Origin of the sequence: Sorangium sp. So ce363 (assembly GCF_051520435.1) — a bacterium.
GTDB lineage: Bacteria > Myxococcota_A > Polyangia > Polyangiales > Polyangiaceae > Sorangium > Sorangium cellulosum_B.
In genome coordinates this window covers 11,105,458-11,130,294 of record NZ_CP150333.1, presented here as the reverse complement: position 1 = coordinate 11,130,294, position 24,837 = coordinate 11,105,458, and the positions used below count along the sequence as shown (strand labels likewise).

Here is a 24,837-nt window from a genome sequence, read left to right as displayed (position 1 = left end):
GCGCGCCGCGAGCGACGCGCGGGGGTCGCCCTTGCTGGGCGGTGGGCAGCGGTCTAACGTCGCGGCCCTCACCCCATGCCCTCCCTGAGCGCACTCGTCTTCCTCGGGCTTGCCGCGCTGACGCTCGGCTCGGCCGGGCTCGTGGCGTTCTCCAGGAACATCATCCACTCCGCGCTGGCCTTGCTCGGCACGTTCCTCGGCATCGCCGGGCTGTACGTCTCGCTCTCGGCCGATTTCATCGCGGCGACGCAGGTGCTCGTCTATGTCGGCGGCACGCTCGTGCTCATCCTCTTCGCCGTGATGCTCACGAGCCGTATCGCGGAGATGAAGATCTCGAACCCGCGCGGCGGGCCGGCCGTGGCGTTCGGTCTGGTCACGGCGGTGCTGCTCCTGCTCGGCAGGGTGGCGACCCAGACCCCTTGGCCCGCCGAGGCCAAGCCGGCGATGCCGTCCACCGCCAAGCTCGGGCACGCGTTCCTCGGAGAGTACCTGCTCCCGTTCGAGCTCGGCTCGGTCGTGCTGCTCGCCGCGATGATCGGCGCGGTCGTGCTCGCGCGTCGAGCCGTCAGGCGCGCCTGGGAGAGGGAGTAGGCGATGGAGGTCGGTCTCATCCATTACCTCACCGTCGCCGCGGTGCTCTTCGGGCTCGGGCTGTTCACCGTCATGACGCGGAAGAACGCGGTGGGCATCCTCCTCGGCGTCGAGCTCATCCTCAACGCCGCCGCGCTCAACTTCATCGCGTTCGACCACTTCGTCGCCGGCGGCGTGGCTGGCCAGGTGTTCACGGTCTTCATCATCGTCCTCGCGGCGAGCGAGGCGGCGATCGCGCTGGCCATCGTGCTTCAGGTCTACCGCAATCACCGAAGCATCATGGCCGACCAGCTGACCTCTCTGAAGAACTGACGCGAGAGCGGTCATCCGTGCGGAAGCGCGCGGTCGGCGTGACGCGCGTGACGCGCGCGGTCGGCGTGACGCGCGTGACGCGCGCGACGTTCGGACCGGCGGCCGCCGCGTCGCGCGTCCGCGCCCCACGCCGATGCCGATCGTCGACCGCCGACCGCCGACCGCCGACCAGGCGATGCGCTCGACGCTCCCGCGCTCTGCCGCTTCACGTGGAGCTCAATCCCAGCGACAAGCAGGAAAAACCTGACCTTGCTAAGCCCCAGCGGGCGACCCACGTTCGAAGGCATGCAGAACCTATCCAAGACGGAGCTGGTGGGGTTCGTGGAGCTCGAGGTCGGTTCGCTTGCTGTGCAGGTGCCGATCCGCGCCGCAGCAGCGGCGACAGAGCTACCGCTCGCATCCTTCGAGGCTGAAGGGGACAATTGCGCCATCCTCGTGCGAGGCGACACGTCCTCGAAGGCGGTCGAGGTCGCGCTGCGAAACGCGGCGCAGGAGGCGGTCAAGCACCTCTCGAAGAAGTTGCTCAACTAGAGCGGAGCGATGGTCCCGCTGGCCCGGCGCAGGGCTGCGGGCCATCGTCCCCGCGATGTTCCGTGATGTTCCGCGATGTACGGTGCCCCGGGGCACCGGCGGAGCGGTGTGGACAGGTTTCTGCTGGCCGCCCGGCGCTCAGCGCGAGCGGGGCGGCGCTCCGGCCCGCGCTGGAGGCTCGCGTCGCGGGGGAGCCCGCTGCGCTCCGAGGTGAATTTCTCGACGCACGTCGTGCTACGCTGCGCCGCGAAATCGCCCGTGAAGCTCATCATCCAAATCCCTTGCTTGAACGAGCGCGACACGCTCGCGCAGACATTCGCGGACCTGCCGCGGTCGATCGACGGCGTGGACGAGATCGAGGTCCTCATCATTGACGACGGCAGCACGGACGGGACGAGCTCGCTCGCCGAGCAGCTCGGGATCCACCACATCGTCCGCTTCGCCAAGAATCGAGGCCTCGCCGCCGGGTTCATGGCCGGCATCGACGCGTGCCTGCGGCTCGGCGCCGATATCATCGTGAACACCGACGCGGACAACCAGTATCGCGGCGCGGAGATCCCGAAGCTTGTCGCTCCCATCCTCGACGGCCGGGCCGACCTGGTGATCGGCGATCGGCAGACAGATAGGATCGAGCACTTCTCGCCGCTCAAGAAGGTCTTTCAGCGGTGGGGCTCGCGGCTCATCCGGCGCCTGTCCGCCACGGAGGTGGCCGACTCACCGAGCGGCTTCCGCGCGGTGAGCCGGAAGGCGGCGCTGCAGCTCTTCGTGCACAACCGCTTTACCTACACGCTGGAGACCGTGATCCAGGCAGGCCGCCGCGGCCTCGCGCTGGAGAACGTGAAGATCACGACCAACCCGAAGACGCGCGAGTCGCGGCTCTTCCGTTCGATCCCCGACTACCTGCGCCGCGCCGGTCCCGTCATGTTCCGGGCTTATGCGATGTACCGCCCTGTGCAGCTCGTGGGCTGGGTCGCGACGGTGCTGCTCGTGTTCGGCTTCGCGCTCGGCGTCCGGTTCCTCTACTTCTACCTGCGGAATCCGGACTACAGCGGTTATATCCAGTCGCTCATCGTCGGCACGGGCGCCGTCGTGATGGCGTGCATCCTGGTGGCCGTGGCGCTGCTCGCGGAGCTCATCGCGACGAACCGCCGCCTCGTCGAGGAGGTGCTGATGCGCGTGCGCCGGATCGAGACCGAGCTCGCGGAGCGGGAGCCGGCCCTCCGGCTGGAGGGGATCCAGTCCACGGGCGCGAAGCCGTGGCACAACCAGCAGGTGCAACCGGCGCGAGCGAGCGCGAGGTGAAGAGCCCGGTCCCCTGGACCGGGCCGCTGGTCGAACAGCGCTCGTAGCCCCGGGCCGGGAGCTCAGCCGTCCGGGTCCTCCAGATCGACGTCCTCCGTGGGAGCCACAGGGTCGCTCGGCTCCGGCCCGGGCGGCGTGCCGGCGGCCGGGGGCTCGGGCGGCGGCTCCGCCCGGGAGGTGTCGCGCTGCTGCCGCAGGTAGACCGTGTAGTTCTTGAAGCGCTCCGCCGCGAAGAACACGCCGTCCAGCTTCACGTTCCGGCTGCCCCGCGCGGCGTTCTTGCCGAGCACCACCGCCTCCGCGGCGTCGAGGAGCGCGGCCTGCGCGTTCGTATCCCTGGGCCACGCCCGTGCGGGCTTGGGCTCCTGGCCCTTGGGCGGCTGGAGCTTGGGGAGGATGTGGAGCGCCTCGACCGGGTAGAGCCCGTCCGTGTAGCCCGGCGCGCCGAGCGCGAGCACCTGATAAGGCAGCTCGTCGGCCGGCGGCGGCTCCTTCGGCATGGTCACGAGCTGAAGGCTGCCGAAGCGGCGTTTCTCCGTCGCGTAGCGGTGCACGAGCTCGTTGAACAGCACGGCGGCCTGGAGCGTGTCCGGCGGGCGCTGGTTCGGCGGGTACAGGATGTGGGTGATGCCGACGCTCCGGTAATGCGCGTAGAGCTCGGCCGGCCCTCGCACGGGCTCGTAGAAAATGAGCGATTGCCAGGCCTGGATATCGAAGATGATCTCGCGCTCGATACCGAGCGTCGTGCGGTAATTGCGCGCGAGGATGCGCGCGTCGGGCGGGGTAGCCTGGTTGATCGCGCGGTGATCCACGCGAAACTTGAACCGCTGCGCGTCGCTCCATCGCTTCTCGTAGGTGGAGCGGATCAGCGAGAGCGCGCTCTCCAGCCGGCGGGGGCCGGAGTAGAAGGGCACATCGCCGCTCCACACGATCTGGAACACCACGAGCGGCACGAGGCCGAGCCGCGCGACGGTCCCGAGCTGCCATGTGCGGACGAGCAGCGCCGCGGCGGCGGCGATCGGCACCGCGAGCATGCCCTGCAGGTACCGGTCCGCGGTGTACGTGTTGCTCCACATCCAGACGCCGGCGAACGTCGCCCAGGCCGCGAGCGCCGGCCTGCGACGGCCGCGGATGACCAGCAGCATCGGCAGGAGCAGCGTGAAGAGCGAGCCCATCGAGGGGACGTAGCGAGTGAACGAGTAGTGCGGGGAGAACGAGAACGTGAAGAAGTTGCCGGCCGCGATGAGCTGCCGCTCTAGCCCCTTCCCCTTGGGCAGGTAAGGCGCGTTGGGATACGCCTTCTCCATGAACTCCGCGGAGCGCGCGTGCTGCGGGTACGACCGCGTGAACACGCGCTGGGCCAACGGATAAACGGGGTTGTTATGGTAGATGGTGTTCTTGATCAGGTGCGGCGCGGCCGTGCCGAGCGCCACGCCCGAAGCGATGAGCCCCGCCACGAGGACGCGGCGCGCCGAGAGCAGCGGCCGCCTGCGCTTCTTCAGGGCGCGGGAGGCCGCGCGCGCGAGCAGGTACGCGGCGCGCGGCACGACGACCGCCGCCGCCATGGCCAGGTGATAGACCGCCTGGTACTTCACCAGCATCGCGCCCCCGAGCGACGCGCCGAGCAGGACGGCATACCGCCTGTCGAAGCGCTCCGCGAAGCGCATGGACGCGAGCAGGACCGGCGCCGCGAAGAAGCCCAGGAAATGGTCCGCCGAACCGCCGGGGTTTTGGTCCTGGACGAACAGCGACGGGAACAGGAAGAAAGCCGCCCAGAGGCCAGGGACGCGTTCGCCCTGGAGCAGGTACCGCGCCAGCGCCGCGACGCCGACCACCTTCCCCAGGACGAACACGAACTCCAGGTGGAGCGCCATCATCCACCGTTGCTCCACGAGCATCCCGGGGACGCTGAAACCCCACGCGTAGAGCATGCTCGCGAAGTGGGGGAACGAGCGGTTCACGTCGCCGTAGAACGGCACGATGCGGCCGGCGCGCGCATAGTCCTGCCCGATCGGCAGGTGATACCAGGTCGCGTCGAAGCTGATGGAATCCGGGGTCAGCGACAACAGGTAGAGGAGCACGAGGCACAGGGCGCCGACGCCCGTGGCCGTGAGCCACAGCCAGCGCATCGTCCCTTTCGGCGTCGTCGAGGCGTCGAGATCGTGCTTCAGCCGCGATAGCCAGCGTGGCAGCTCCAGGAGGCCGCCCGCGAAGAGGGCCGCCGGCATCACGAGCCCGTACCAGGGGCGGATCCAGCCGACCACGCCCGCGAGGTACATGCCGAACACGAAGGCGATGCTGCCGAGCGTCACGCCGAACAGGCCCTCTTCGACCGGCGGCAAGTGCGCGAGGCGGAGCACCCGGCGCAACAGCACGAGGCCGATGCCGAGGCTGGAGAGCAGGAACAGCAGCGAATAGCCCCAGAGCGGCGCGAGCCGCCACAGGAGCCAGTGCTGGACTGGAATGTGCGCGTGGACCACGAGCGCGTAGCCGACGAGGCCCGTGAGGCATGCGACGGCCGCGAAGACGTTGCGCAGCAGCCTTTCTCGGGGCGAGCCGGAGGTCAGGGCGGCACAGAAGCGGGCCAGGGGGGAGTCGGAGTTCAGGGCAACACGCAGGCGGGCCAGCATGAGAGGGGGCGCATCCTAGCGAGGCGCGGCGCGTCGGCAAAGCAGCCGCGCGATGAGCAAGCCGCCGACGTCCACGGCGAGCGAGGTGGCGCGCGAGATGAGCGCGGCGCCCAGCGCCGCGGCGGGTCCGACGGCGGGGGCGAGGCCCACGGAGAGCAGCGCCTCGCGCACGCCGATGCCTCCCGGCGTGGCCATCGCGAGGAAACCGGCGATGGGCGCCAGCACGAACAGGCCCGAGCCGCCGAGCGCCGCGCCCGGCGTCGCGCCGACGGCGAGCGAGGCGCACGCGCCGTGCGCGGCCCAGGTCAGCGAGTACACCGCGTGCACGAGCGGCAATCGCACCGGCATGAGCGGCCCGCGCCCCTCGGGCGCGAGGAGCTTGCGCACGCGCTCGGGCGCGCGGGTACGATCCACGGTCATCAGCGCGACGAGGACCGCGCCCAGGGCGAGGAGCACGGGCAGCCTCCATCGACCGATGAGCGCGTTCGCGCCCGCAAACTGCTCGCCGCCCGCCGCGAGCAGGCCGAACCCCACCATGGCGCCGACCGCGATGAAGCTGGTGAACTCGATCGCGAAGGACGACCCCACCTCCGCGCTGGTCGTCCCGATGCGCGACGCGCCCAGCATGCGGAACAGCGGCACGCCGACCTTGCCGGGGATGTACCGCGCCGCCTGCGACTCGATGTGCAGCGCGATCGCCGGCCAGCGAGGGATGGGCCGGCCGGTCAGCTCTTCCAGGATGAAGGCCCAGGCGAGCCCCAGCACGACGAGGCCGAGCGCGAGGGGCAGCACCGAGAGCGCCACGAACGCGGGACGGATGTCGATCGGCGCGCCGCTCTCCCACCTGCGAGCGAGGTCCCGCGCGGCGAGCCCGATGAACAGGGCAGCGGCGACGACCATGATCGGGCGCAGCGCCGTGCGCACCCTGGCGAGCGGGCCTCCGATCCGCTGAGGCGGGCCGGGCGCGGGCTCGGGCGGATCGGCCGAGATCCTCGGGGGGGCAGGCGGGGCGCCGGTGGGCGGGGTGCTGGGGAGATCGGCGAGCGACGCGGATCTGTCCTTCATGCGGCCCAGCGCTTCGCCACGCAGAAGACCGACAGGCCGAAGCTCGGCCGGTAGCCGCGCGCGATGAGGTCGACCTCGGCACCGAGGACGGCTTCGAGCGCGGAGGAAGCGAGGCCCGACTTCGGTGAGGGCTGCTTCATGCTGGTCTTGCGAGGGCGCAGCTTGCGCGCGGCGCTCCAGACGGCGCGCGAGCCGACCGCGGCAGGGAAGAGGAGCTGGTTGAAGTAGGCGCAAGCTTCCACGTGGAGCTCGGCCGGCAGCGCGGCGCGGAAGCTGCCAGCCGTGTACCGGCGGAAATGCTGCAATGCGCGGTCGTGGTCGCTGAACAGCCACGGATACGCCGGCACCGTGGCGACGAAGATTCCGCCAGGGCTCAGGTGGTCATGGATCCACCGGAGAGCGGCGCGGTCGTCCTCGATGTGCTCGATGACATCGAGCGCGCAGATCACGTCATAGCGTCGGTCGAGCTGGAACGGGATGGATGTGCCGTAGAGCGTCCTCGCCGCGCCGGCCTTCGCGATGGCCTCCTGTCCGAGAGGGCTCACCTCGTTTGCGTCGACGGCCCCGAACTCCGCGAGGACACTCAGGTTTTGGCCGACCCCGGCGCCGACCTCCAGCAGCTCGAGCGGCCGCCGTTCCGGGCCGAACTCGCGCACCAGATGGGCCAGCAGCCGGGCCCTCCCCTTCCTCAACCAGTCGCCGGATTCTTCGGAGTATTGCTGATATGCAGTCGTTTCCACGCTTCACTCTGCATGCGGGGCCGGATCGCCCTGGGGCGATCCGGCCGGGGGCGGCGACTCTGCTGGTGAGGTCGGTTCCGCCTCGGGCTCCGGAGGAGTCGGGATCTCGATCGTCAGGTCGTCCACCTTGGCCGGCTCTTTCCGCGACTTCTTCGGCGGTGGCGGCGGCAGGCGCCGCTTCCGCGGCGGCGTCGTCGCGGCGGCCCTGGCCGACGGCTGCGCGGACGTGGCCGTGGCCGTTTCCACGGCCTTCGCCGTGACGGTCGGCTGGGGCGCGGGCTCCTGCGGCGGTGCGGGCTCTGCCGTGACGACGGGCGGCGGCGGGGCCTCGCTCTCGGCCGCCGGCGTGCTCTGCGGCAGGCGCTGCGAGCGGATCACCTGCCACGCGGCGACGCCGGCCAGGGCCACCAGCGCGAGGGCTGCCAAGCGGGCGCGTCGGCGCCGACGTGAGCCGGGGTCGAACTCCGGAAGCACGCTCTCGCGCGCCTCGTGCGCCACCCCGCTCACGCTGGACCCCTTCATCCATTGGTCCGGCGACTGGCCGGAGGGCAACGGGCGAGCCCGAGGGGCGAGCGGCGGATCGAGCGGGGGCGGCTCGCGCAGCGAGGCGGGGGGCGCGGCAGCCGCAGCCGCCCCGGCGACCGCCCGCCTGACGTTGTCGCGGAGCTTCTCCGACGACGGATCCTGGCTCGGCGGCGCCTCGCGCTCGGGGGCGATTGCGTGCGGATCGGCCTGTTGTGGCGAGAGCACGTGTGGCGTTTGCGAGGAGAGCGGTGGCTCGGCCGTGGCGCCTGGCGCGACGGGTACGCCGCTCTGGGGCGCAGCCATCGCGGGCTCGGCAGGCACGTTGGCCGCGGGCTCGGCCGTCGCCTGGGCCGCGGGCTCGGCCGTCGCCTGGGCCGCGGGCTCGGCCGGCACGTTGGCCGCGGGCTCGGCCGACGCCTGGGCCGCGGGCTCGGCCGACGCCTGGGCCGCGGGCTCGGCCGGCGCCTGGGCTGCGGCCGGCGTTGCGTCTGCGCGCGGAGCGAGCGCCGCGGATGCGGCCGGCGCCGTCCAGGGCTCGTCCACGTCGGTGTCGATCGCGTCCTCTTCGAACTCGTCGATGTCGACGTCGACGAGCGAGGACGCGCTGTCGGCGGCCTTCCGGAACGTGTCGCTGGGCGCCAGCGCCGGTCCAGGCGCGCCTGGCGGGGCGTCGACGTCGTCGTTTGTCGCGGACGATACGCTGCTCGGCTGCGCGGAGACCGGCGTCCCGGTGGTGACCGGTGTCCCGGCAGCGACCGGCGTCCCGGTGGCGACCAGCGTTTCGGCAGCGACCGGCGTCCCGGTGGCGACCAGCGTTTCGGCAGCGACCGGCGGCTTCTGCGATGCGCTGTCGCTGTGCTGCGGCGGCGCCGGAGGTCGATCGCCGGGCCGAGCCGGGAGCGGCGGCCGCTGGCTCAGCGGCGGCCTTTCGCCGAGCTCGGACGAGCCCGGTGATGGCTCGCCGATCTGCGCCAGCGACGGCGTCTGAGGCCGCGCCGTGGGCCGAGGCGGCGCCGGAGGTCGCTCGGTGGCCCGCGGCGGTGCGAGAGGCCGCTCGCCGAGCCGAGATGACAGCGGCGGGCGCTCGCTGAGCGGAGGCCGCTCGGTGAGCCGCGGCGGCGTCTGCGGCCGCTCGCTTGGCACCGCGGGGATCCTCGCGCTCGGCCTGGCCGACGACGGAGCGGCCGCCATGTCCGCCGGCGGCTCGCCCGATCCTCGCTCGGGCGATCGCGTCGAGGCGGCGCCCGTGGGGTCGGCCACCCGGGGGAGCGGCGGCGCCTTCGGGATCACCGAGCCTGTCGCCGGCCGCGGCGGGGCCGCCGGCGGGCGCGTGGGCGAGGCCCGGGGCGGCAGCGGCGGCGGCTGCGGCGATCGGATGCTGCTCGGGGCATCGGTCGACAGGTCGGCGACGCGGGCGAGCGACTCCGCGAGATCGCGCGCGCTGCTGAAGCGCCGCGACGGGTCGCGGTCGCAGGCGCGCGCGAACCACCCGTCGAAGCTCGGCGGCAGCTCCGGGTTCACCCTCGACGGGACCGGGATCTCGCCGAGCGAGATCTTGATCAGCAGGTCGCCGACCCCCTCGCTGTCGAACGGGAGCTCGCCCGTCACGCACTGGTAAGCGATCACGCCGAGCGCCCAGAGATCCGCGCGGTAGTCGACCTCCCGGAGCCCCTTCACCTGCTCCGGGCTCATGTAATGCGGCGTGCCCATGAGGGTGCCGACGCTGGTGCGCTGGGCGACCCGCTTCCCCTGCCCCTTCACCTTGGCGATGCCGAAGTCGAGGATCTTGACGATCTCGTCGTCCTCGTTCGCGCAGAGGAAAAAATTCTCCGGCTTGAGGTCGCGGTGCACGATGCCGGCCCCGTGCGCGCGGGTGAGCGCGCGCGCGACCTGCGTCACGATCTTCGACGTCTCCTGGAGCGAGAGGCGGCGCCGGCGCGCGAGCCGATCGAAGAGGTCCTCGCCCTCGAGCAGCTCCATCACGATGAACGGCTGCTCCCCGTCGATGCCGTGATCGATGATCTGCACGACGTGCGCGCTGCGCAGCTGCGCGGCGGCCGTCGCCTCGCGGCGGAACCGCTCGCGCGCGTCCTCCTGCTTCGCGAGCTCCGGATCGATGAGCTTGACCGCGACATGGGTGCCGAGCGCCAGGTGCTCTGCGACCCACACCGCGGCTTGCGCGCCCTGCCCCACGGGTCGGATGAGGCGGTAGCGCTCGCTCAGCACCTGACCAGCTGCAATAGACACGGCGGCAAAAGCCTACGTCGAGGACAACATCCGTGTCGAGTTCATGCGTACCACCTCAGATGCCCTGCGGAACGGTTTCCTTCATCAGCTCGCGCCATTCGTCGTGGGTGAGCTCTGGATAAATGTAGTCGCCCTCGAAATTTGTATGGTGCAGGAGCAGCCGGGCGACATCGACGATGGCCCGCGCGACGTCGTCGCCCTGCGCAACGCCGGCCAGGGCGTCGGTCGCTTCACGCACGGCGGCGTGATGCTTCAGCGCCACCTGGACCTCCTCGGCGAGCCCGCGCGCCTGGAAATGCGGGAACAGGGCGGTCTCTTCGTAGCGCATGTGTCGCTCCATCGGCCCACGCAGGAACGCGAGCAGGCTCGCGCGCTCGGCGCTCGCCTCGTCCGTGGAGCGCTGCGCCAGCTCGATCAGCTTCTTCGCCGTGTCGCGAGCGAGCTCTTCCTCCTGGAAGAGCTCGCTCACCATCCGGTCCAGTTCCATGAGGTGCGGGCCGTCGTAGTCCAGATCCCGTGGAGGGTCGAGCGGAGCGCGGCGCGATCCCGCGGCGGAGCAGGTCGGCTCCGTCGTGCGCGTCAGTCATGCGCGCGGGCGCGGACGATCGCGGCGAGCCGGCCGACGACGCCGTTCGCGACCATGGCGAGCACCTGCTTCTCCAGCGCCTGTCGCTCGCTCGGCCTGCCGCCGAACGAGATGCGCGAGCGGGCGGTGGGGCCGCCGACGACGCGGCCGACGACGGTGCAGCTCACGCGGTGGACGTCGCCCCGCGTGGCCGAGGTGAACTCGACGACACGCGCGCTCAGCACGACCGATTTCGCCTTGCCGAAGTCCGCCTTCTTCGCGGCGCTGGAGAGCATGCCGCGCAGCGCTCGAGCCCGCTGGGCCTGGCCCTCGCCCGCGGGTACGTCGACGCTCTTCCATTCGACCTTGGTGTCGCGGGCGAAGGTCGATGCTGGCGAGGCCGTGAGCGTGGTCAGGGCCATCACCGCCGAGAGCAGCCATCGTGAAGCGCGGCGCATGCGCGCAGGGTAGGGGGCCGCGGGCTCGCCGGCCAAGTTCGCGCACGGCGCGCGGGTGCGGCGCGCGCGGCGCACCCGCGCGTGATCGCCGCGCTCGCGCCGCGATCGGGCCCGCGCTATGCCGTGGCCGGGAAGCGAGGTTCGATGGAGCGCAGCTCGCCGGGGGGAGATCGACGGGATCGACGAGGACGAGATCGACGCGCGCGCGCCCGCGCGCTCCGCGGGGGCGGGTGGCTCGCCGCGCTGCTCGCCATCGCCGCGCCCGCGGCGAGCAACGCACAGTCGCCGCGTCCGGGAGGCGCGACGGCGGGCAGCGCGCCTGCGTCCGAGAAGCGCGCGCCCATCGTGCTGGCGCTGCGGTGGACGGCCGCGACGCCCGACGAGATGCTCGGCGCGGCGCTGGTCCGGGCGCGGCGGGGCGGCGACGACGCGTTCGCCGGGCTCGTGATTGCGGCGGCGCTCGCGGACCGCGCCGCGCAGGGCCGCGCCCGGGAAGGCCTCGCGCAGATCGGGGCGTCCTCCTCGCCGCTCGCCGATGAGGCGCGCTGGCTCGCCGCCTCGCTCGCCCCGGAGCCGCCGGCGGCGACGTGGCCGGGCGCGCGCGCCGTCTCGTACGACGCGCCCCCGGACCCGTCCGGGCTCGTCAAGGCGTTCGCCGTCCTCGGCCCGTTCCAGGACAACTCGGGCGGCGGGCTCGCGCTCCGCGAGGGGCCCGAGGGCGAAGGCCAGCGCTTCTCGGACATGAGCGCCCGCTACGCCTGGGGGGTGTACGACGTCGCGTGGCGCAGGGTGCTGCCCGCCGCGTCGACGGCGCGCGGCGTGCCGCTCGATCTTTACATCCATCCGCGCACCGAGACCTGCACGTACCTCGCCTCGCGCGTGACCGTCCCGGCCGCGCTCGATCGCAAGCCGATGCTCGCCCACGTCGCTGCGACCGGCGCCGTGCGGCTCCTGTGGGACGGCGCCGACGTCGCCGCGAGCGAGGCGGCGCACGAGCGCCTCGTGCTCGACCGCATCGCCGCGCGCATCGAGGCGCCCGCCGGCGATCACCTGCTCGCCCTCAAGGTGTGCACCGGGGCCATCGCCGACGAGGGGCGCGTCCGCGTGCGCTTCACCGACGAGGACCGCCGGCCCGTGGCGCTCGCGACCTCGTCGGACCTCACGCCGCTCAAGCTGCCGCCGGCCCCGCCCCCGGGCGCGCGTGCCGCGACCGCCATCGCGACGGCGCTCGACAGGGCGCTCGACGCGGGCGCGTCGCAGTCGCTCGATCAGACCCTCACGGCCGTCGTGGCGCGCACGCTCGGGGGCGCCGACGACCAGCGGTCGCCCCGCGCGCCCGGGCTGCTCGACCGCGTGACGCGGTCGCCCGGGATCTCCGCCGACGCGCTCGCGCTGGCGGGGTGGGTGTCGCCCTTCGGCGCGAACCGCAGCGGCTGGCTCGAGGCCGCGCGCGCCCGGGGCCTCGCCGAGAAGGACCGGGCCACCGCGGCGTTCGCGCAGCGCCGGCTGGTCGCCGCCCACCTCGCCTCGGAGCGGGTCGACTGGGCCGCGGCCGCGCTGCGCGAGGAGCCGCTGCGCTCGGCGCGCGATCCAGAGGCGCGCGTCCTCAGGGCGCTCGTCAAGAAGAAGCTCGCGACGGCGGGGCTCACGCGGGCCGGGCTCGAGGAGCTGCTCGCGGTCGAGCGCGAGCAGAAGGACCGGACGCCGGTCGTCGTCTGGCAGGAGATCGCGGCCGCGGCCCGGCTGGACCCGGCGCTCGAGCTGCGGGCCGCGCGCCGGCTCGCCGAGATCGCGCCCGAGTCGCGGGGCGCGCCCTACGTGCTCGCGTTCGAGCCCGACGGCGGCGCCGCGCTCGAGGTGGCGGCCGCCGGGGCGCTCGCGCATCAGACGTCGGCCGAGGACGTCATCCGGATCGGCCGCGCGCTGCACGACGCGGGCCGCGTCGCGTGGGCGCGCGAGGTGCTGTCGTACGCGACGCAGGTCGCGCCGAACCAGCCCGCCGCGTTCCAGGCGCTCGCCGCGGTCCGGGAGGGCGGCGGGGGCGCGCGGCCGACGGCCGCCGCGTCGCGCGTGGCCACGGCCGCGCTCGCGCGGGCGCGCGACCTCACGCCCGGCGATCCGTACCTCAAGGCCGAGCTCGCGCTCCGCCTCGGCGAGGGCTCGGCCGGCGCGCCGGGCCGGCAGCGCATGCGCGACGAGCAGCACCTCGTCGCGCCCGGCGTCTTCATCTCGCGCGCACGGCAGACCCCGGCGAAGAAGGGGGAGGTGGCCGACCGGCAGCTCCACTGGGTGCGCGTCGTGACGTACCACCCGGACAAGCGCGTCTCGCAGCTCATGCACTACGCGCGCGAGATCGTCATCGAGCCGCGCACCGATCAGGATCTCTACGAGCGCGACATCCCCGCCGAGGGGGAGGACACGGAGCTCCTGCTCGCGCGGGTCCACCGCAAGGACGGCACGGTGGCGCAGCCGGACGAGCAGGGCGCGGGCGGGCAGAAGCCGTTCGTGCGCTGGCCCGAGCTCAAGGCGGGGGACGTGGTGGAGGTCGCGGTGCGCTCGTGGACCCGGGGCCCCGTCGGCCGCCGGGGCGACGCGCCGTTCTATTTCATCGACTACGTCGGCTCGACCGACACGCGGCCGATCCTCTACAACGAGGTCGTCGTCGACTCGCCGGCGAGCGACCCCCTGGCGATCGACGTACTGAACGGCAAGGCCGAGCGGGTGCTCAGGTCCGAGAAGGACGGCCGCCAGGTGACGCGGTACATCTGGGACGACCCGCCCGAGGTGCCCGAGGAGCCGCTCGCCCCGCACCTCGCGGAGGTGCTGCCGGTCGTCGTGGGCTCGACGTTCCACGGCTGGCACGACTTCCGGGAGTGGTACCGGGGCGCGGTCGCCGGCTTCATGGAGCCCGACGATCAGGTCCGCCGGCTCGCCGCGGAGCTCACCAAGGGCAAGGCCACGCGCGAGGCAAAGCTGCGGGCGCTCTTCGACTTCGTGGCGGACGACATCCGGTACGTGAACTTCGTGTCGGGCGAGTGGTGGCTGCCGAACCGCCCCCAGGAGCTCCTGGCGCGGCGCCAGGGCGACTGCGACGACAAGGCGATGCTGCTCATCACGCTGCTCAAGTCGATCGGCATCGAGGCGACGGAGGTGCTGGTGCAGACGCGCTACACGGGCCAGCCCTCGCTGCTCCGGAGCGAGGTGGCGGCGATCCCGGTGTTCGATCACGGCATCGCGTACCTCCCGGGCGCGGGCGGCGCGCCGGGCCTGTGGCTCGACGCGACGAGCCCGCAGAGCCGCCTGGGGCCGCTGCCGGCGATGGACGCGCGCACGCTGGCGCTGTTCGTCGACGAGGGGCCGCCGAAGATCGTGGAGACGCCGGCGAGCTCGCCCGCCGATCACGGCGTCGACGCCGCGTGGACGATCGCGCTGCTCCCCTCCGGCGCGGGCGAGCTCGCGGCGAAGGAGCGGCACATCGGCGACGCGGCGTTCGAGCTCCGGTCGAACCTGGCGGAGGCCGACGCGCGCGCGCAGTGGGTCGAGCAGTACCTCGCGTACGGCTGGTTCCCGACGGTCGACGTGAAGCCCAAGGTGGCGTTCCAGGCCGATCTCCCGCACGGGGCGGCGACGCTCGAGTACGAGGCGCGCTCCGAGGGGCTCGCCCGCCGCGAGGGCGCGGAGCTCTCCGTGCCGCTCTCGGGCGCGTCCACGATGACGTCGCAGCTCGCGCCGCTCGTGAAGCGCACGCTGCCGGTGGTCCTGCCGCCGAGCTTCGCGCCGCGGCACCACAACCGGACGATCACGATCACCGCTCCGCCCGGGTACGCGTTCGCCGAGCTCCCGCCGGGCGGCGACGAGAACGGCGGCGCGTTCGGGCGGGCGACGATCTCCTTCGCGAAGGTGCCCGGCAAGAACGCCGTGGTGGTGAAGGAGCGCGTGATCCTCGATCAGTCGACCATCCCGGTGGCGCAGTACGCCGCCTGGCGCGGCTGGCTGCAGCGGGTCGACGGGCTCCTGCACCGGATGGTGCGGCTCGCGCCGGTCGCGCCTGCGAGCAAGCAGGCGCGCAGCGCGCTGGGCACCGAGGCGGGCGGCTCCGGTGCGTCGCCGCAGGCGCGCGGCGCGAGCCGCTGACGAGCGGCTTCGCCCCTCGCGCTGGCGGCGCGCCAGGCTCTTGCTCGTCCGCTCGCGGCGGCGATCGGCGATCCCGCGCGCCGCGTCCACCCGCCGGCCACGCGCGCCGCCTCGGTTGGTACCGTTCTGGCTAGCGGCGCCCTGGCGTACGCACGCACAACCCCGAACGCGCTGCCCAGGGGAGGGACTCGCCATGTCGCTCGAAGAGTACCGACGCCCGCGAATGATCGTTCTTAGCCCGCGCTCGACCGCTTATGACGCCGTGAGGGCGATGATGGACAACCACGTCGGCGCGGTCCTGGTCCACGACGGCCAGCGCCTCGCCGGCATCGTGACCGACCGCGATATCGCGCTGGAGATCGTGGCAGGCGACCTCGACGCGCGCAGCACGATGCTGCGCGACATCATGTCCGACGAGATCGCGACGCTCGAGCTCGACGCGTCGATCGACGACGCCGTGCGCACCATGCGCGATCATGCGTGTCGGCGCGTGCCGGTGACCGAGCAAGGGCGGCCCGTCGGCCTCGTGACCCTCGACGATCTGCTCGCCGATGGGATCATCGACGCGGAGGCCGCCGGCTCCGTCGTGAAGGCGCAGCTCGAGGTGGCCGCCCGGTTCAAGCCGGAAGGCGCGCTGCACCCCGAGGGGACCGCGCGTCCGGAGCGCTCGCACGGCCGCGTGCGGGCCCTCACCCGGCGCAAGGCGCGCGCTGACAGCGCTTATGGCCGGCTGATCCACGCCGTCGAGCGCCACAGCGGCCTCCAGCAGCGCGACCGCGCGGAGCTCGCGCTGCAGATCGTCCTCGGCTGCCTCTGCCGCAGGGTGACGCCCCAGGAGGCGCGGCACCTCGTCGCGCAGCTGCCCTCGAAGCTCCACCCGTCGCTCGATCCGTTCCTCGACGGGCCGGACAAGCGCATCACGACGGCGACCATCGAGGCCGACGTCGCGCGCGAGCTGCGCATGGACCGCGAGGCCGCCGGCTTCGTGCTGCAGGCGATCTGCGAGGCCGTCGCGGACAGCGTGTCTGCGGGGGAGATCGAGGGGTTCCGCGGTCAGCTCCCGCTCGACATGAAGGACCTGTTCCCGCCGACCCCGCTCCGCCGGGCCATCTGAGCCGGGATCGGCCCGGCGCGACGAGGCCGCCCGCCGCGCGCCGCGCGCCGTCTACGCTTGCGGCCAGACCACGCCGCGGGCGCGCAGATCGGCGACGGTGTCCGCGAGGGTCTCGAGCGGGTCGCGCGGCGTCCAGCCGAGCTCGCGCCGGGCCTTCGTCGCGTCGAGGTACCAGAAGTGCTGGCCCATCTCGGCCGACACCGGATCGACCGGCAGATCGAACGGCAGCCGCTTCCGCGCCTGCTCGATGAGGTGCGCGCCCGCCTTCGCGAGCGCGATGCTCCGCGGCAGCCGCAGGGCGGGGGCCGGGACGCCCGAGATGCGCGCGAGGCGGCGGAAGAAGACCTCCAGGCTCATGTTGGCGGCGCCGAGCAGGTAGCGCTCGCCCGGGCGGCCCTTGTCCATCGCCAGCGCCATGCCTTGGGCCGCGTCGCGGGCGTCGACGAAGGAGAGGCCGCCCGCGGGGGTGAAGGGGAGCCGGCGCTCGAGGAAGCTCACGATGTCGCCGGTCGAGGCGCCGTGGACGTCGCCCGGGCCGAGCAGGATGCTCGGGTTGACGGCGAGGACCTCGAAGCCGGGCCCGCTGCGATCGAACGCCGCGCGCTCGGCGTACAGCTTCGAGCGGTAGTAGGGCCAGCCGGCGATGAGGTCGATCGGCGTCGCCGCCGTCTCGTCGCGGACGTCGCTCGGGTCCTTGCTGACCGCGACGACGCCGCTCGTGCTCGCGATCACCGCGCGCTTCACGCCGGCGTCGCGGCAGGCGTCGAGGGTGATCTTGGTCCCCTCGACGTGCGTCCGGTAGAGCGCCTCGGCGTCCTCGCGGCGCCGCGAGACGCGCCCGGCGCAGTGGAAGACCCCGTCGCAGCCCTCGGCGGCGCCGCGCACCGACGCCGCGTCGAGGATGTCTCCGCGGCGAAGCTCCACGCCCTGCGCGGCGAGCGCGGGCGCCTCTGCCCGGCAGAGCGCCACCACGTCATGGCCACCCCCACGGAGCGCCGTGACGAGGTGCGATCCCAGGAAACCGGTCGCGCCGGTGACGAGATAGCGGCTCATGCGAGGTCGAAAACCTTCTGGAAGGTCTGCAGGAGGGAGATGTCGTTCGATTTCACGAGGCCCGTCATGAACTCCATCGGGCTCGGTGTGTAGGCCTCGCGGACGATCTTGGTGAATATTTCGGGCGTGGTCTTGAGGACACAGTCCGCTTGCTGGCTTGGCTTACCGATCCGCGCCTCGCAGCTGGCCGCGTCGATCCGCAGCGTCCACTTCGCCTCGTCCTCCGTGCCGAGCGTCACATAGTAGGTGATCGGCTGGGTGACCCGCCCCGCCACGTATTTCGACTCGAGCTCGCGGAACAGGACCGTGAGCGGGTGCTCCTTGGCGGTGGTGGCGGCCTGATCGATGCTCTCGACCCGGCTCAGATCCAGGGCGCCGCCCTCCTTGAGCTTGATGACGGCGAGCTGCGTGAGCTCCGCGACCTTGCGGCAGGCCACCGCGTACTTCATCCCGGCGGTGAGCCGCCGGAGGTCGCCGATCGCGAGCGGCGGCCCGATGCGCGCGACGAGGTCGCGGCGGATCGGGACGGTGCGCCCCTTGGGGAGCGCCTCGAAGGTGCCGCCCAGGTAGAGGGGCAGGATGTCGACGTTGTGCGTGAGCGCGAGGTGCCCGATCGCCGGCTTGAACTCGAGGATGCCGCCGTCGGGGCTGCGCGTGCCCTCCGGGAAGAGGAGCACGGTCCGCCCGCGATCCAGGATGTCGCCGGTCTGGCGCAGCGCCGTGCGGAGGCCGCCTTTGCGGTCGAAGGGCGCGAGGTTCGTGAGGTTCTCGAAGTAGGCGCGCCGCCAGCGGTTGCCCTCGAAGAAGTAGTCCTGGGCGGCCAGCGAGACGAGGCCGTCTCCGTAGCTGCCCAGCGCGAACTTCACGAGGCCCATGTCGAGGTGGCTCGCGTGGTTCGAGACGACGATCGTGTTGCGGTTGTGCGGGATGAACGCGCGCCCGTAGACCTTCGGGCTCATGACGTTCCCGTAGAAGCCGGACTGGACCTTGTTCATCCAGTGCTTGGCGAAGTCGGCCACCGGGCGGGGGATGTGGATCGGCTCGTCGCCCACGCCGTGTGCCTTCGGCTCTGCGGTCGCCGCGCCGGCGTCTTGCGCGACGGCCGCCGCGCCCGCGCCGGCCTCGGCGGCGAGGCGCGTGACGATCGCCTTCACCTCGGAGCGCTTCACCTGACCGGACGCGGTGCGGGGCAGGTCGGCGTCGTCGAGGTGGACGGCCATGGGGTGGCACGGCTTGGGCAGCGCCTGGATCGCCGTCCGGAGCGCGTCGAGCGCGCGCTCGTGCTGCGTGGCCCGCGCGAGCGCCGCGTCGCCCTCGCCGCCCTTCGCGCCCGGCGCCGTGGGGACGGCGAGGCAGGCGACCTGCTCGCCGCCGCGGCCGTTGTCGATCCCGACGATGGCGAGCTCCTTGACGTGCTCGACCTTGCCGAGCATTCGCTCGATGTCGGCCGGGTACAGGTTCTCGCCCTTCGCCGCGCTGATGACCTCGCTCTGCCGGCCGACGAGGACGAGCCGCCCTTGCTTGTCGAGCTTGCCGAGATCGCCCGTGCGGAGCCACCCGTCCGCGTCGAGGGCCGCCTGGGTCGCGTCCGGGTCGTCGGCGTAGCCCTTCATGACGTTGGGGCCGCGCGCGAGCACCTCGCCGACGCCGTTCGCGTCCGGGTTCGCGATCTTGATCTTCACCCCGGGGATCGGCTTGCCGACGTTCCCCGGGCTCGCCGCCGGCGAGGGCTTGGTGACGGTCAGGAGCGGCGCCGCCTCGGTCAGGCCGTAGCCCTCGGCGAGCGGCAGGCCGAGCCCCTTGAACACGGCGGCCGTGTCCCTGGGGAGCGCCGCGCCGCCCGAGATGAGGAAGCGGACGTTGCCGCCGAGCGCGTCGTGGACGCTGCCGAAGAAGAGGCGCCCCGCGTTCAGGCCCAGGCGCTTGCCGAGCATGCGGTTCAGCTCCATGGCCCAGCTGAACGCGGTGGCCGCGGCGGGCCCCTGCTCCTTCACCCTGGCGACGATCTGGCGCTCCAGCATCTGCCAGAGCGCGGGCACGCCGACCATCGCCGTGACGCGCGCCTTCTTCAGCCCGTCGCTCACCCGATCGGCCGAGACCTCGTCGAGGTAGATGATCCGCGCGCCCTGCGACAGCGGCAGGAGCAGGCCGCAGGTGACCTCGAAGGTCTGGTGGAGCGGCAGCACGCTGAGCACGCGGTCGCTCGCCTTGAGCGGGAACAGCGGCGCCAGCGAGGCCAGCAGCGCCGTGAAGTTGCCGTGCGTGAGCAGCACGCCCTTCGGCTCCCCGGTCGTGCCGCTCGTGTAGACGACGCTCGCGACGTCCTGGCTGCCCACGCGCACGTCCGGGGGCGCGAGCCCGTCGCCGGACGCCGGGCCCAGGTCGGGCACCTGGCCCTCGGCGAACCCGACCATGTCGAAGGCGACCAGGTTCGGCAGCGCCGCGCGCATGTCGGCGCCGAGCTTCTGCTCCACGCCGCTGTCCCAGAGGACGACCTTCGCTGTCGACGAGCGGAGGACGTCCGCGAACGCCTTCGCGTCGAGCCCGGGATCGATCGGGACGGCGACAGCGCCTGCCCGGAGGATGCCGAAGTAGGCGACGGGCCACGCCGGCTGGTTCGCGCCGGAGAGCGCCACGCGATCGCCGCGGCGGACGCCGAGCGCGGCGAGGCGCGCGGCGGTCATGCAGGCCGCGTCGCGGAGCTCGCGGTAGCTCGTGCGCGAGAGCCCGTCCTGCTCGAACCGCTGCACCGAGAGCGCGTGATCGAAGCGCTCGGCGACCTCGTCGAGCAGGTCGACCAGGCTGTCGTAGGGCCGGAGAGGCTTGATCTCCCGGCGGAGCATCTCCTCCATGAGCGGGAAGGCCCACTTCTCCAGGCCGGGGAGGTGGACGTTCCAGATGTAGTCGCGCCAGTCGATCTTCTCGGGCGCCCAGACGAAGCGCGCCCGCTCCTCGGGGGGCATGCGGGCCATCGCCGCGCGCGTGTTGGCGCAGGAGTAGATCCAGTCGCCCTCCGCGACGAACGGCATGAAGACCTCGAGGAGCGTGGCCGTCTTCTGCTCGGTCCTGGCGGCGTTCTCGAGCGCGGCCGCCGCCGGCTTGAGGAGGGCCGCGGCGGGGCCGACGCTCGCCGTCTTGAGCAGGCCGCCCAGGCCGCGGAGGGCGCCCTCGATGGCCCGCGCGCCGTGCGCGCCGTACTGCTGCCGGGTCAGCCCGCGCGGCTCGAAGCGGGACGACACGACGTCGAAGAGCGAGGTCTTCTTCCCCTCGAACACCTGCCGCCGCTTGTAGAGCCCGGCGAGCTCCAGGTAGCGCGTCACCCGGCAGCCGTTCGTGTCGGTCGATCCGTACTGGTACACCGCGGGCGCGCGGCCCTCGATGAGCTCGCAGAGCGAGGCGATCATGCCGCTCGCGGTCATGTCGACCGGGATGAGGTCGAGCCGCACGTCGTGGTCGCCCGGGAACTGCACCTGCCCCTTCGAGGCGAGGTAGAGGTACGGCGCCGAGGTGTTGATCCCCTCGTTCCAGCCGGTGAACGGGAACTCGACGGCGGTCTCGACGACGGCGGGGCGGACGATGGTGAAGGGCAGCCCGGAGCTCGCGAGGACCTGCTCGCCGATGCTCTTCGTGTAGGTGTAGATGTTGGTCCACCCCCAGAAGAGCGCGCGCTCCTTGCCGGCCTCGATGAGCCGGTCCTTGATGAACTTGCGCTTCACCCTGGCGAGCTCGTTCTCGAGCGCGCTGCCCCGGCACGGCTCGCTGCGCGCGGCCAGGTTGGCCTTGGCCTCGTCGAGGAAGGCGCTCTGCCGGAAGGCGTCCTCGCACCGCTGGCGCGCCTGCTGCACGAGGTCGAGGCACTCGCTGATCTCGCGCTGCGGATCCCAGTGCGACCGATCGAGGGTCCGCTTCGGGCAGGCGGCGCCGAACCACGTCTCGCCCGCGGCGCGGGGGAAGGGGATCTCGGCCGGGTGGTTCTCCTCGATGAGCCCGGAGCGGTAGCCTGCGACGAAGCAGGTGCTCGTGTGCATCACCTTGGCCCCGAGGGTCCGCGCGAGCTCGACGAGGTTGCTGATGCCGAACGCGTTGACCTCGAGCGCCTCGTCGAGCGGCGGGTTGAAGTCGACGACGCCGGCCACGTTCACGACCGCGGCGATCGTGCCCGTGAGCTCCCCCACGCGGTCGCCCAGCCCGAGCAGCGGCAGGCCGACGTTGCCGTTCATGGGCGTGATCTTCTGCCGCAGGTACTCCTCGAAGGCGGGCCCGGGGTACTGCTCGCGGATCGGGTCGAAGACCGGCGAGGTCACGATCTGCGACCAGAAGCGCTCCTCCGGCGACTGGTTCTCCTTGGCCCGGACGAGCAGGTAGATGTGGGCGATCTCCGGGAACCTCGCGAGCAGCATGGCCAGCCAGACCTTGCCGAGGAAGCCGGTCCCTCCGACCACCACGAGCCGCTTGCCCGAGAGCACGTGCGACGGCACCAGCGGCGGGGCCGCCGCGGTTTCCTCGCCCTTGGCCCCACCCGGCGACCCCGGCACTGCCTCTCCGGCGCCGGCCCCGTTCGTAACACCCATATGGCTCATCGAGACTCCAGGAAGGCCGCTCAATTCGCGCCTGGGCAGGAACGCGTCAAGGGTGAGGTGCCGCGAACCGGGGTTCGCGCCCTCCCGGCATGCGGTTTGCTCGATTTGCTCGCGGAATCGGCGTCGTCGCAGGGGACGGACGAGGTGGCCCGGGCGTTGCTTTCATGCGTGAGAGCGTTTGAGGGCGCGTGAGGGCGCGCGAGGGCGCGCGGATGACGGGGGCCGTGGCAGATCGGGTGGGCTCGGGGCAATGCCTTGCCGGCGGCGGGGAAGCGCCCCAAGCAGTGCGGCCCATGATCTTCGGCGCGCACGAGTCCGTGGCTGGCGGCCTTCACCGCGCGATCGCGCTGGCGGGGGAGGACCGCTGCGAGGCGGTGCAGATCTTCACCAAGGTCTCGGGCCAGTGGCGGGAGCCGGCGCTGAGCGCGGAGCAGATCGCCGCGTTTCGCGCCGCGCGCGCGGCCTGGGCCGGCGCGGGCCGGACGCTCGCCCACGCGAGCTACCTCATCAACCTGTGCGCCGACGACGCCGCGATCCTCGAGCGCTCGCGGGAAGCGCTGTTCCAGGAGCTCGCGCGGTGCGACGCGCTCGGGATCGACTTCGTGGTGTTCCATCCGGGCGCGCCCCGCAGCCTCGGCGAGGAGGTCGGCCTCGACCGCATCGGCGAGAGCCTGTCGATCGTGCTCTCTCGCGGGAAGGGGCTCCGCGCGCAGCTGTGCATCGAGAACACGGCCGGGCAGGGGTCGACCCTCGGCCACCGCGTCGATCAGGTCGCCGCGATGATCGAGCGCGCCGGGCCGGAGGGGTCGCGGCTCGGGGTCTGCATCGACACGCAGCACGCCTTCGCGGCGGGGCACGACCTCCGGAGCGAGGCCGGCTACGAGCGGTTCTGGAGCGACTTCGGCCGGCTGCTCGGGCTGGATCGGCTGCGGTGCATGCACGTGAACGACTCGAAGGCGGGGCTCGGCCAGCGGGTCGATCGGCACGAGCGCGTCGGCGACGGGGAGATGGGGCTCGCGCCGTTCTGGCGCCTCGCGAACGACGCGCGGCTCGCGCGCGTGCCGGCGGTGATCGAGCTGCCGCCGCTCGCGAAGGAGCGGCGCGGCTACATGGAGGAGATCGCGCGGCTGCGCGCCCTCGAGGGCGCGGCGGAGCCGGTCACCCTGCCCGGTGCGGCACCCGGACGCCCTTCTCCTCCGCCACGCGGCACGCCGTCTCGTAGCCCGCGTCGGCGTGCCGGATGATCCCCATCCCCGGATCGATGGTGAGCACCCGCTCGAGCCTCTGCCGAGCGGCCTCGGTGCCGTCGGCGACGATCACCATCCCGGCGTGCAGCGAGTTGCCGATCCCGACGCCGCCGCCGTGGTGGAAGCTCACCCACGACGCGCCGCCCGCCGTGTTCGCGAGCGCGTTGAGGATCGCCCAGTCGGCGATCGCGTCGGAGCCGTCCTTCATCGCCTCCGTCTCCCGGAACGGCGACGCGACCGACCCGCAGTCGAGGTGGTCGCGCCCGATCACGATCGGCGCCTTCACCCGGCCGGCCCGGACGAGCTCGTTGAAGGCGAGCCCGACCTTCGCGCGATCGCCATAGCCGAGCCAGCAGATCCGCGACGGGAGCCCCTGGAACGCGATCTTCTGCTCCGCGAGCTCGATCCAGCGGCGGAGATCGGCGTCGCCCGGGACCGCCTCGAGCACCGCGCGGTCGGTGGCGAGGATGTCCTCGGGATCGCCCGAGAGCGCGACCCACCGGAACGGGCCCTTGCCCTGGCAGAACAGCTCCCGCACGTACGCCGGCACGAAGCCGGGGATCGCGAACGCGTCCTCGGCGCCCGCCTCCATCGCGCAGGTGCGGATGTTGTTGCCGTAGTCGAAGACCTCGGCCCCGCGCCGCTGCATCGCGAGCATCGCCTCGACCTCCCTCCGCATCCCCGCCTTCGCGCGCGCGACGTACACCCCGGGATCGCGGGCGCGGAGCTCCGCCGCCTGCTCGAGCGTGAGCCCCGGCGGCACGTAGCCGACGAGCGGATCGTGCGCCGCGGTCTGCTCGGTGACGAGGTCGGGCGTGACGCCGCGGCGCACGAGCTCCGGGTAGACGTCGGCGGCGTTGCCGCAGAGGGCGATCGAGCGCGGCGCCCCGCGCTGGACGCTCTCGAGGACGGCGTCGAGGGCGCGGTCGAGATCGTCGATGCGCTCGTCGACGTAGCGGGTGCGGAGCCGCTTCTCGATGCGCGCCGGGTCGATCTCGACGCCGAGGCAGGCCATGCCCGCCATGGTCGCGGCGAGCGGCTGCGCGCCGCCCATGCCGCCGAGCCCCGCGGTGAGCACCCAGCGCCCGCCGCCCGGGGCGCGCGCCGCGTGCGCCTTCCGCGCGGCGACGAACGTCTCGAAGGTGCCCTGAACGATTCCCTGTGAGCCGATGTAGATCCAGGAGCCCGCGGTCATCTGCCCGTACATGGTCAGGCCGAGCGCCTCGAGCCGGCGGAACTCGTCCCACGTCGCCCACCGGCCCACGAGGTTCGAGTTCGCGAGGAGCACGCGGGGAGCGTCCGGGTGCGTGCGGAAGCGGCCCACCGCCTTGCCCGACTGCACGAGGAGCGTCTCGTCGTCCGCGAGCTCCCGGAGCTCGCGGACGATCACGTCGAACGCCTCCCACGATCGCGCCGCCTTCCCGGTGCCGCCGTAGACCACGAGATCGTCGGGGCGCTCCGCGACCTCCGGATCGAGGTTGTTGTGGAGCATCCGGAGCGCGGCCTCCTGGATCCACCCCTTGCAGCTCCGCTCGCTTCCCCGCGGCGCGCGCACCACCCGGGCCCCCTGCTCTCCGGTCGTCATGCTGTCGTGTACTCCACCCGGTCCTGATCGACCAGAAGGCGCGGCGTCCGCCGCGCCGCGCGGCGAGGCGCACGCCGCCGCGCGACGCGAGCCTGCTCGATCCTCTCCGGGGCAGCCGGCTTCGTCCGAACCGGAGTATGCTTGCTCGGGGCGCGCGC

Annotated in this window: 16 protein-coding genes; 7 read left to right on the top strand and 9 right to left on the bottom strand. The window is 72.7% G+C overall.

The window, feature by feature from the left end; translation table 11 throughout:
• Positions 1–75: 75 nt before the first annotated feature.
• From WMF12_RS41925 to WMF12_RS41910, 4 genes are all read left to right on the top strand, one after another.
• On the top strand, positions 76–591 hold the full coding sequence (locus tag WMF12_RS41925) for an NADH-quinone oxidoreductase subunit J family protein (RefSeq protein WP_012240634.1): 516 nt from the start codon (positions 76–78) through the stop codon (positions 589–591).
• Positions 592–594: 3 nt separating this feature from the next.
• On the top strand, positions 595–903 hold the full coding sequence (gene nuoK / locus WMF12_RS41920) for an NADH-quinone oxidoreductase subunit NuoK (protein ID WP_012240633.1): 309 nt from the start codon (positions 595–597) through the stop codon (positions 901–903).
• 285 nt (positions 904–1,188) lie between these two features.
• Positions 1,189–1,434: a hypothetical protein gene (locus WMF12_RS41915; protein WP_044967022.1), complete on the top strand. Its 246-nt coding sequence runs from the start codon at positions 1,189–1,191 to the stop codon at positions 1,432–1,434.
• A gap of 258 nt (positions 1,435–1,692) precedes the next feature.
• Entirely contained in the window at positions 1,693–2,736 is a 1,044-nt protein-coding gene (locus WMF12_RS41910) for a glycosyltransferase family 2 protein (protein ID WP_437854280.1), read from the top strand.
• 62 nt (positions 2,737–2,798) lie between these two features.
• Here WMF12_RS41910 and WMF12_RS41905 read toward each other — a convergent pair whose 3' ends face one another.
• The 6 genes from WMF12_RS41905 to WMF12_RS41880 all read right to left on the bottom strand — a co-directional run bounded on the left by WMF12_RS41905 (position 2,799) and on the right by WMF12_RS41880 (position 10,966).
• Positions 2,799–5,366: a hypothetical protein gene (locus tag WMF12_RS41905; protein WP_437854278.1), complete on the bottom strand. Its 2,568-nt coding sequence runs from the start codon at positions 5,364–5,366 to the stop codon at positions 2,799–2,801.
• Positions 5,367–5,381: 15 nt separating this feature from the next.
• Entirely contained in the window at positions 5,382–6,431 is a 1,050-nt protein-coding gene (locus tag WMF12_RS41900) for a lysylphosphatidylglycerol synthase domain-containing protein (RefSeq protein WP_437854276.1), read from the bottom strand.
• On the bottom strand, positions 6,428–7,171 hold the full coding sequence (locus WMF12_RS41895; RefSeq protein WP_437546645.1) for a class I SAM-dependent methyltransferase: 744 nt from the start codon (positions 7,169–7,171) through the stop codon (positions 6,428–6,430). The genes WMF12_RS41900 and WMF12_RS41895 overlap by 4 nt, the downstream gene beginning before the upstream one ends.
• 3 nt (positions 7,172–7,174) lie before the next feature.
• Positions 7,175–9,943: a protein kinase domain-containing protein gene (locus WMF12_RS41890; RefSeq protein ID WP_437854274.1), complete on the bottom strand. Its 2,769-nt coding sequence runs from the start codon at positions 9,941–9,943 to the stop codon at positions 7,175–7,177.
• 55 nt (positions 9,944–9,998) lie between these two features.
• A complete protein-coding gene (locus tag WMF12_RS41885; RefSeq protein WP_437854272.1) occupies positions 9,999–10,430 on the bottom strand; it encodes a hemerythrin domain-containing protein in 432 nt (143 codons plus the stop codon).
• A 92-nt stretch (positions 10,431–10,522) separates the two neighbouring features.
• The gene (locus tag WMF12_RS41880; RefSeq protein WP_437295835.1) at positions 10,523–10,966 is read right to left on the bottom strand and encodes a hypothetical protein; all 444 of its coding nucleotides are present in this window, start codon (positions 10,964–10,966) and stop codon (positions 10,523–10,525) included.
• A gap of 144 nt (positions 10,967–11,110) precedes the next feature.
• Here WMF12_RS41880 and WMF12_RS41875 point away from each other — a divergent pair, with 144 nt between their 5' ends.
• Complete coding sequence (locus WMF12_RS41875) at positions 11,111–15,100, top strand: transglutaminase-like domain-containing protein (RefSeq protein WP_437854270.1); 3,990 nt, start codon at positions 11,111–11,113, stop codon at positions 15,098–15,100.
• Between the two features lie 193 nt (positions 15,101–15,293).
• Positions 15,294–16,214, top strand: a complete 921-nt coding sequence (locus WMF12_RS41870) for a DUF2267 domain-containing protein (protein ID WP_437854268.1) — start codon at positions 15,294–15,296, stop codon at positions 16,212–16,214.
• Between the two features lie 51 nt (positions 16,215–16,265).
• On the opposite strand, the gene WMF12_RS41865 is transcribed toward WMF12_RS41870, so the two are convergent.
• The gene (locus WMF12_RS41865; RefSeq protein ID WP_437742319.1) at positions 16,266–17,267 is read right to left on the bottom strand and encodes an NAD-dependent epimerase/dehydratase family protein; all 1,002 of its coding nucleotides are present in this window, start codon (positions 17,265–17,267) and stop codon (positions 16,266–16,268) included.
• Positions 17,264–21,847 carry an AMP-binding protein gene (locus tag WMF12_RS41860; protein WP_437854266.1) on the bottom strand — a complete coding sequence of 1,528 codons (4,584 nt, stop codon included), beginning with the start codon at positions 21,845–21,847 and terminating at the stop codon, positions 17,264–17,266. Before WMF12_RS41860 ends, WMF12_RS41865 begins: the two co-directional genes overlap by 4 nt.
• A gap of 293 nt (positions 21,848–22,140) precedes the next feature.
• Here WMF12_RS41860 and WMF12_RS41855 point away from each other — a divergent pair, with 293 nt between their 5' ends.
• Positions 22,141–23,091 (top strand): deoxyribonuclease IV, encoded by a 951-nt coding sequence (locus WMF12_RS41855; RefSeq protein WP_437854264.1) that lies wholly within the window; start codon positions 22,141–22,143, stop codon positions 23,089–23,091.
• Here the strand turns inward: WMF12_RS41855 and hutU are convergent.
• Positions 23,006–24,679: a urocanate hydratase gene (gene hutU / locus WMF12_RS41850; RefSeq protein ID WP_437854262.1), complete on the bottom strand. Its 1,674-nt coding sequence runs from the start codon at positions 24,677–24,679 to the stop codon at positions 23,006–23,008. The genes WMF12_RS41855 and hutU overlap by 86 nt on opposite strands.
• Between the last annotated feature and the right edge of the window lie 158 nt (positions 24,680–24,837).

What these genes read in the sequence shown, in the direction of transcription:
- WMF12_RS41925 (WP_012240634.1), top strand. Translation starts at nt 76, where the DNA reads ATGCCCTCCCTGAGCGCACTCGTCTTCCTCGGGCTTGCCGCGCTGACG.
- nuoK (WP_012240633.1), top strand. Translation starts at nt 595, where the DNA reads ATGGAGGTCGGTCTCATCCATTACCTCACCGTCGCCGCGGTGCTCTTC.
- WMF12_RS41915 (WP_044967022.1), top strand. Translation starts at nt 1,189, where the DNA reads ATGCAGAACCTATCCAAGACGGAGCTGGTGGGGTTCGTGGAGCTCGAG.
- WMF12_RS41905 (WP_437854278.1), bottom strand. Translation starts at nt 5,366, where the DNA reads ATGCTGGCCCGCCTGCGTGTTGCCCTGAACTCCGACTCCCCCCTGGCC.
- WMF12_RS41900 (WP_437854276.1), bottom strand. Translation starts at nt 6,431, where the DNA reads ATGAAGGACAGATCCGCGTCGCTCGCCGATCTCCCCAGCACCCCGCCC.
- WMF12_RS41885 (WP_437854272.1), bottom strand. Translation starts at nt 10,430, where the DNA reads ATGGAACTGGACCGGATGGTGAGCGAGCTCTTCCAGGAGGAAGAGCTC.
- WMF12_RS41880 (WP_437295835.1), bottom strand. Translation starts at nt 10,966, where the DNA reads ATGCGCCGCGCTTCACGATGGCTGCTCTCGGCGGTGATGGCCCTGACC.
- WMF12_RS41875 (WP_437854270.1), top strand. Translation starts at nt 11,111, where the DNA reads ATGGAGCGCAGCTCGCCGGGGGGAGATCGACGGGATCGACGAGGACGA.
- WMF12_RS41870 (WP_437854268.1), top strand. Translation starts at nt 15,294, where the DNA reads ATGTCGCTCGAAGAGTACCGACGCCCGCGAATGATCGTTCTTAGCCCG.
- WMF12_RS41865 (WP_437742319.1), bottom strand. Translation starts at nt 17,267, where the DNA reads ATGAGCCGCTATCTCGTCACCGGCGCGACCGGTTTCCTGGGATCGCAC.
- WMF12_RS41860 (WP_437854266.1), bottom strand. Translation starts at nt 21,847, where the DNA reads ATGAGCCATATGGGTGTTACGAACGGGGCCGGCGCCGGAGAGGCAGTG.
- WMF12_RS41855 (WP_437854264.1), top strand. Translation starts at nt 22,141, where the DNA reads ATGATCTTCGGCGCGCACGAGTCCGTGGCTGGCGGCCTTCACCGCGCG.
- hutU (WP_437854262.1), bottom strand. Translation starts at nt 24,679, where the DNA reads ATGACGACCGGAGAGCAGGGGGCCCGGGTGGTGCGCGCGCCGCGGGGA.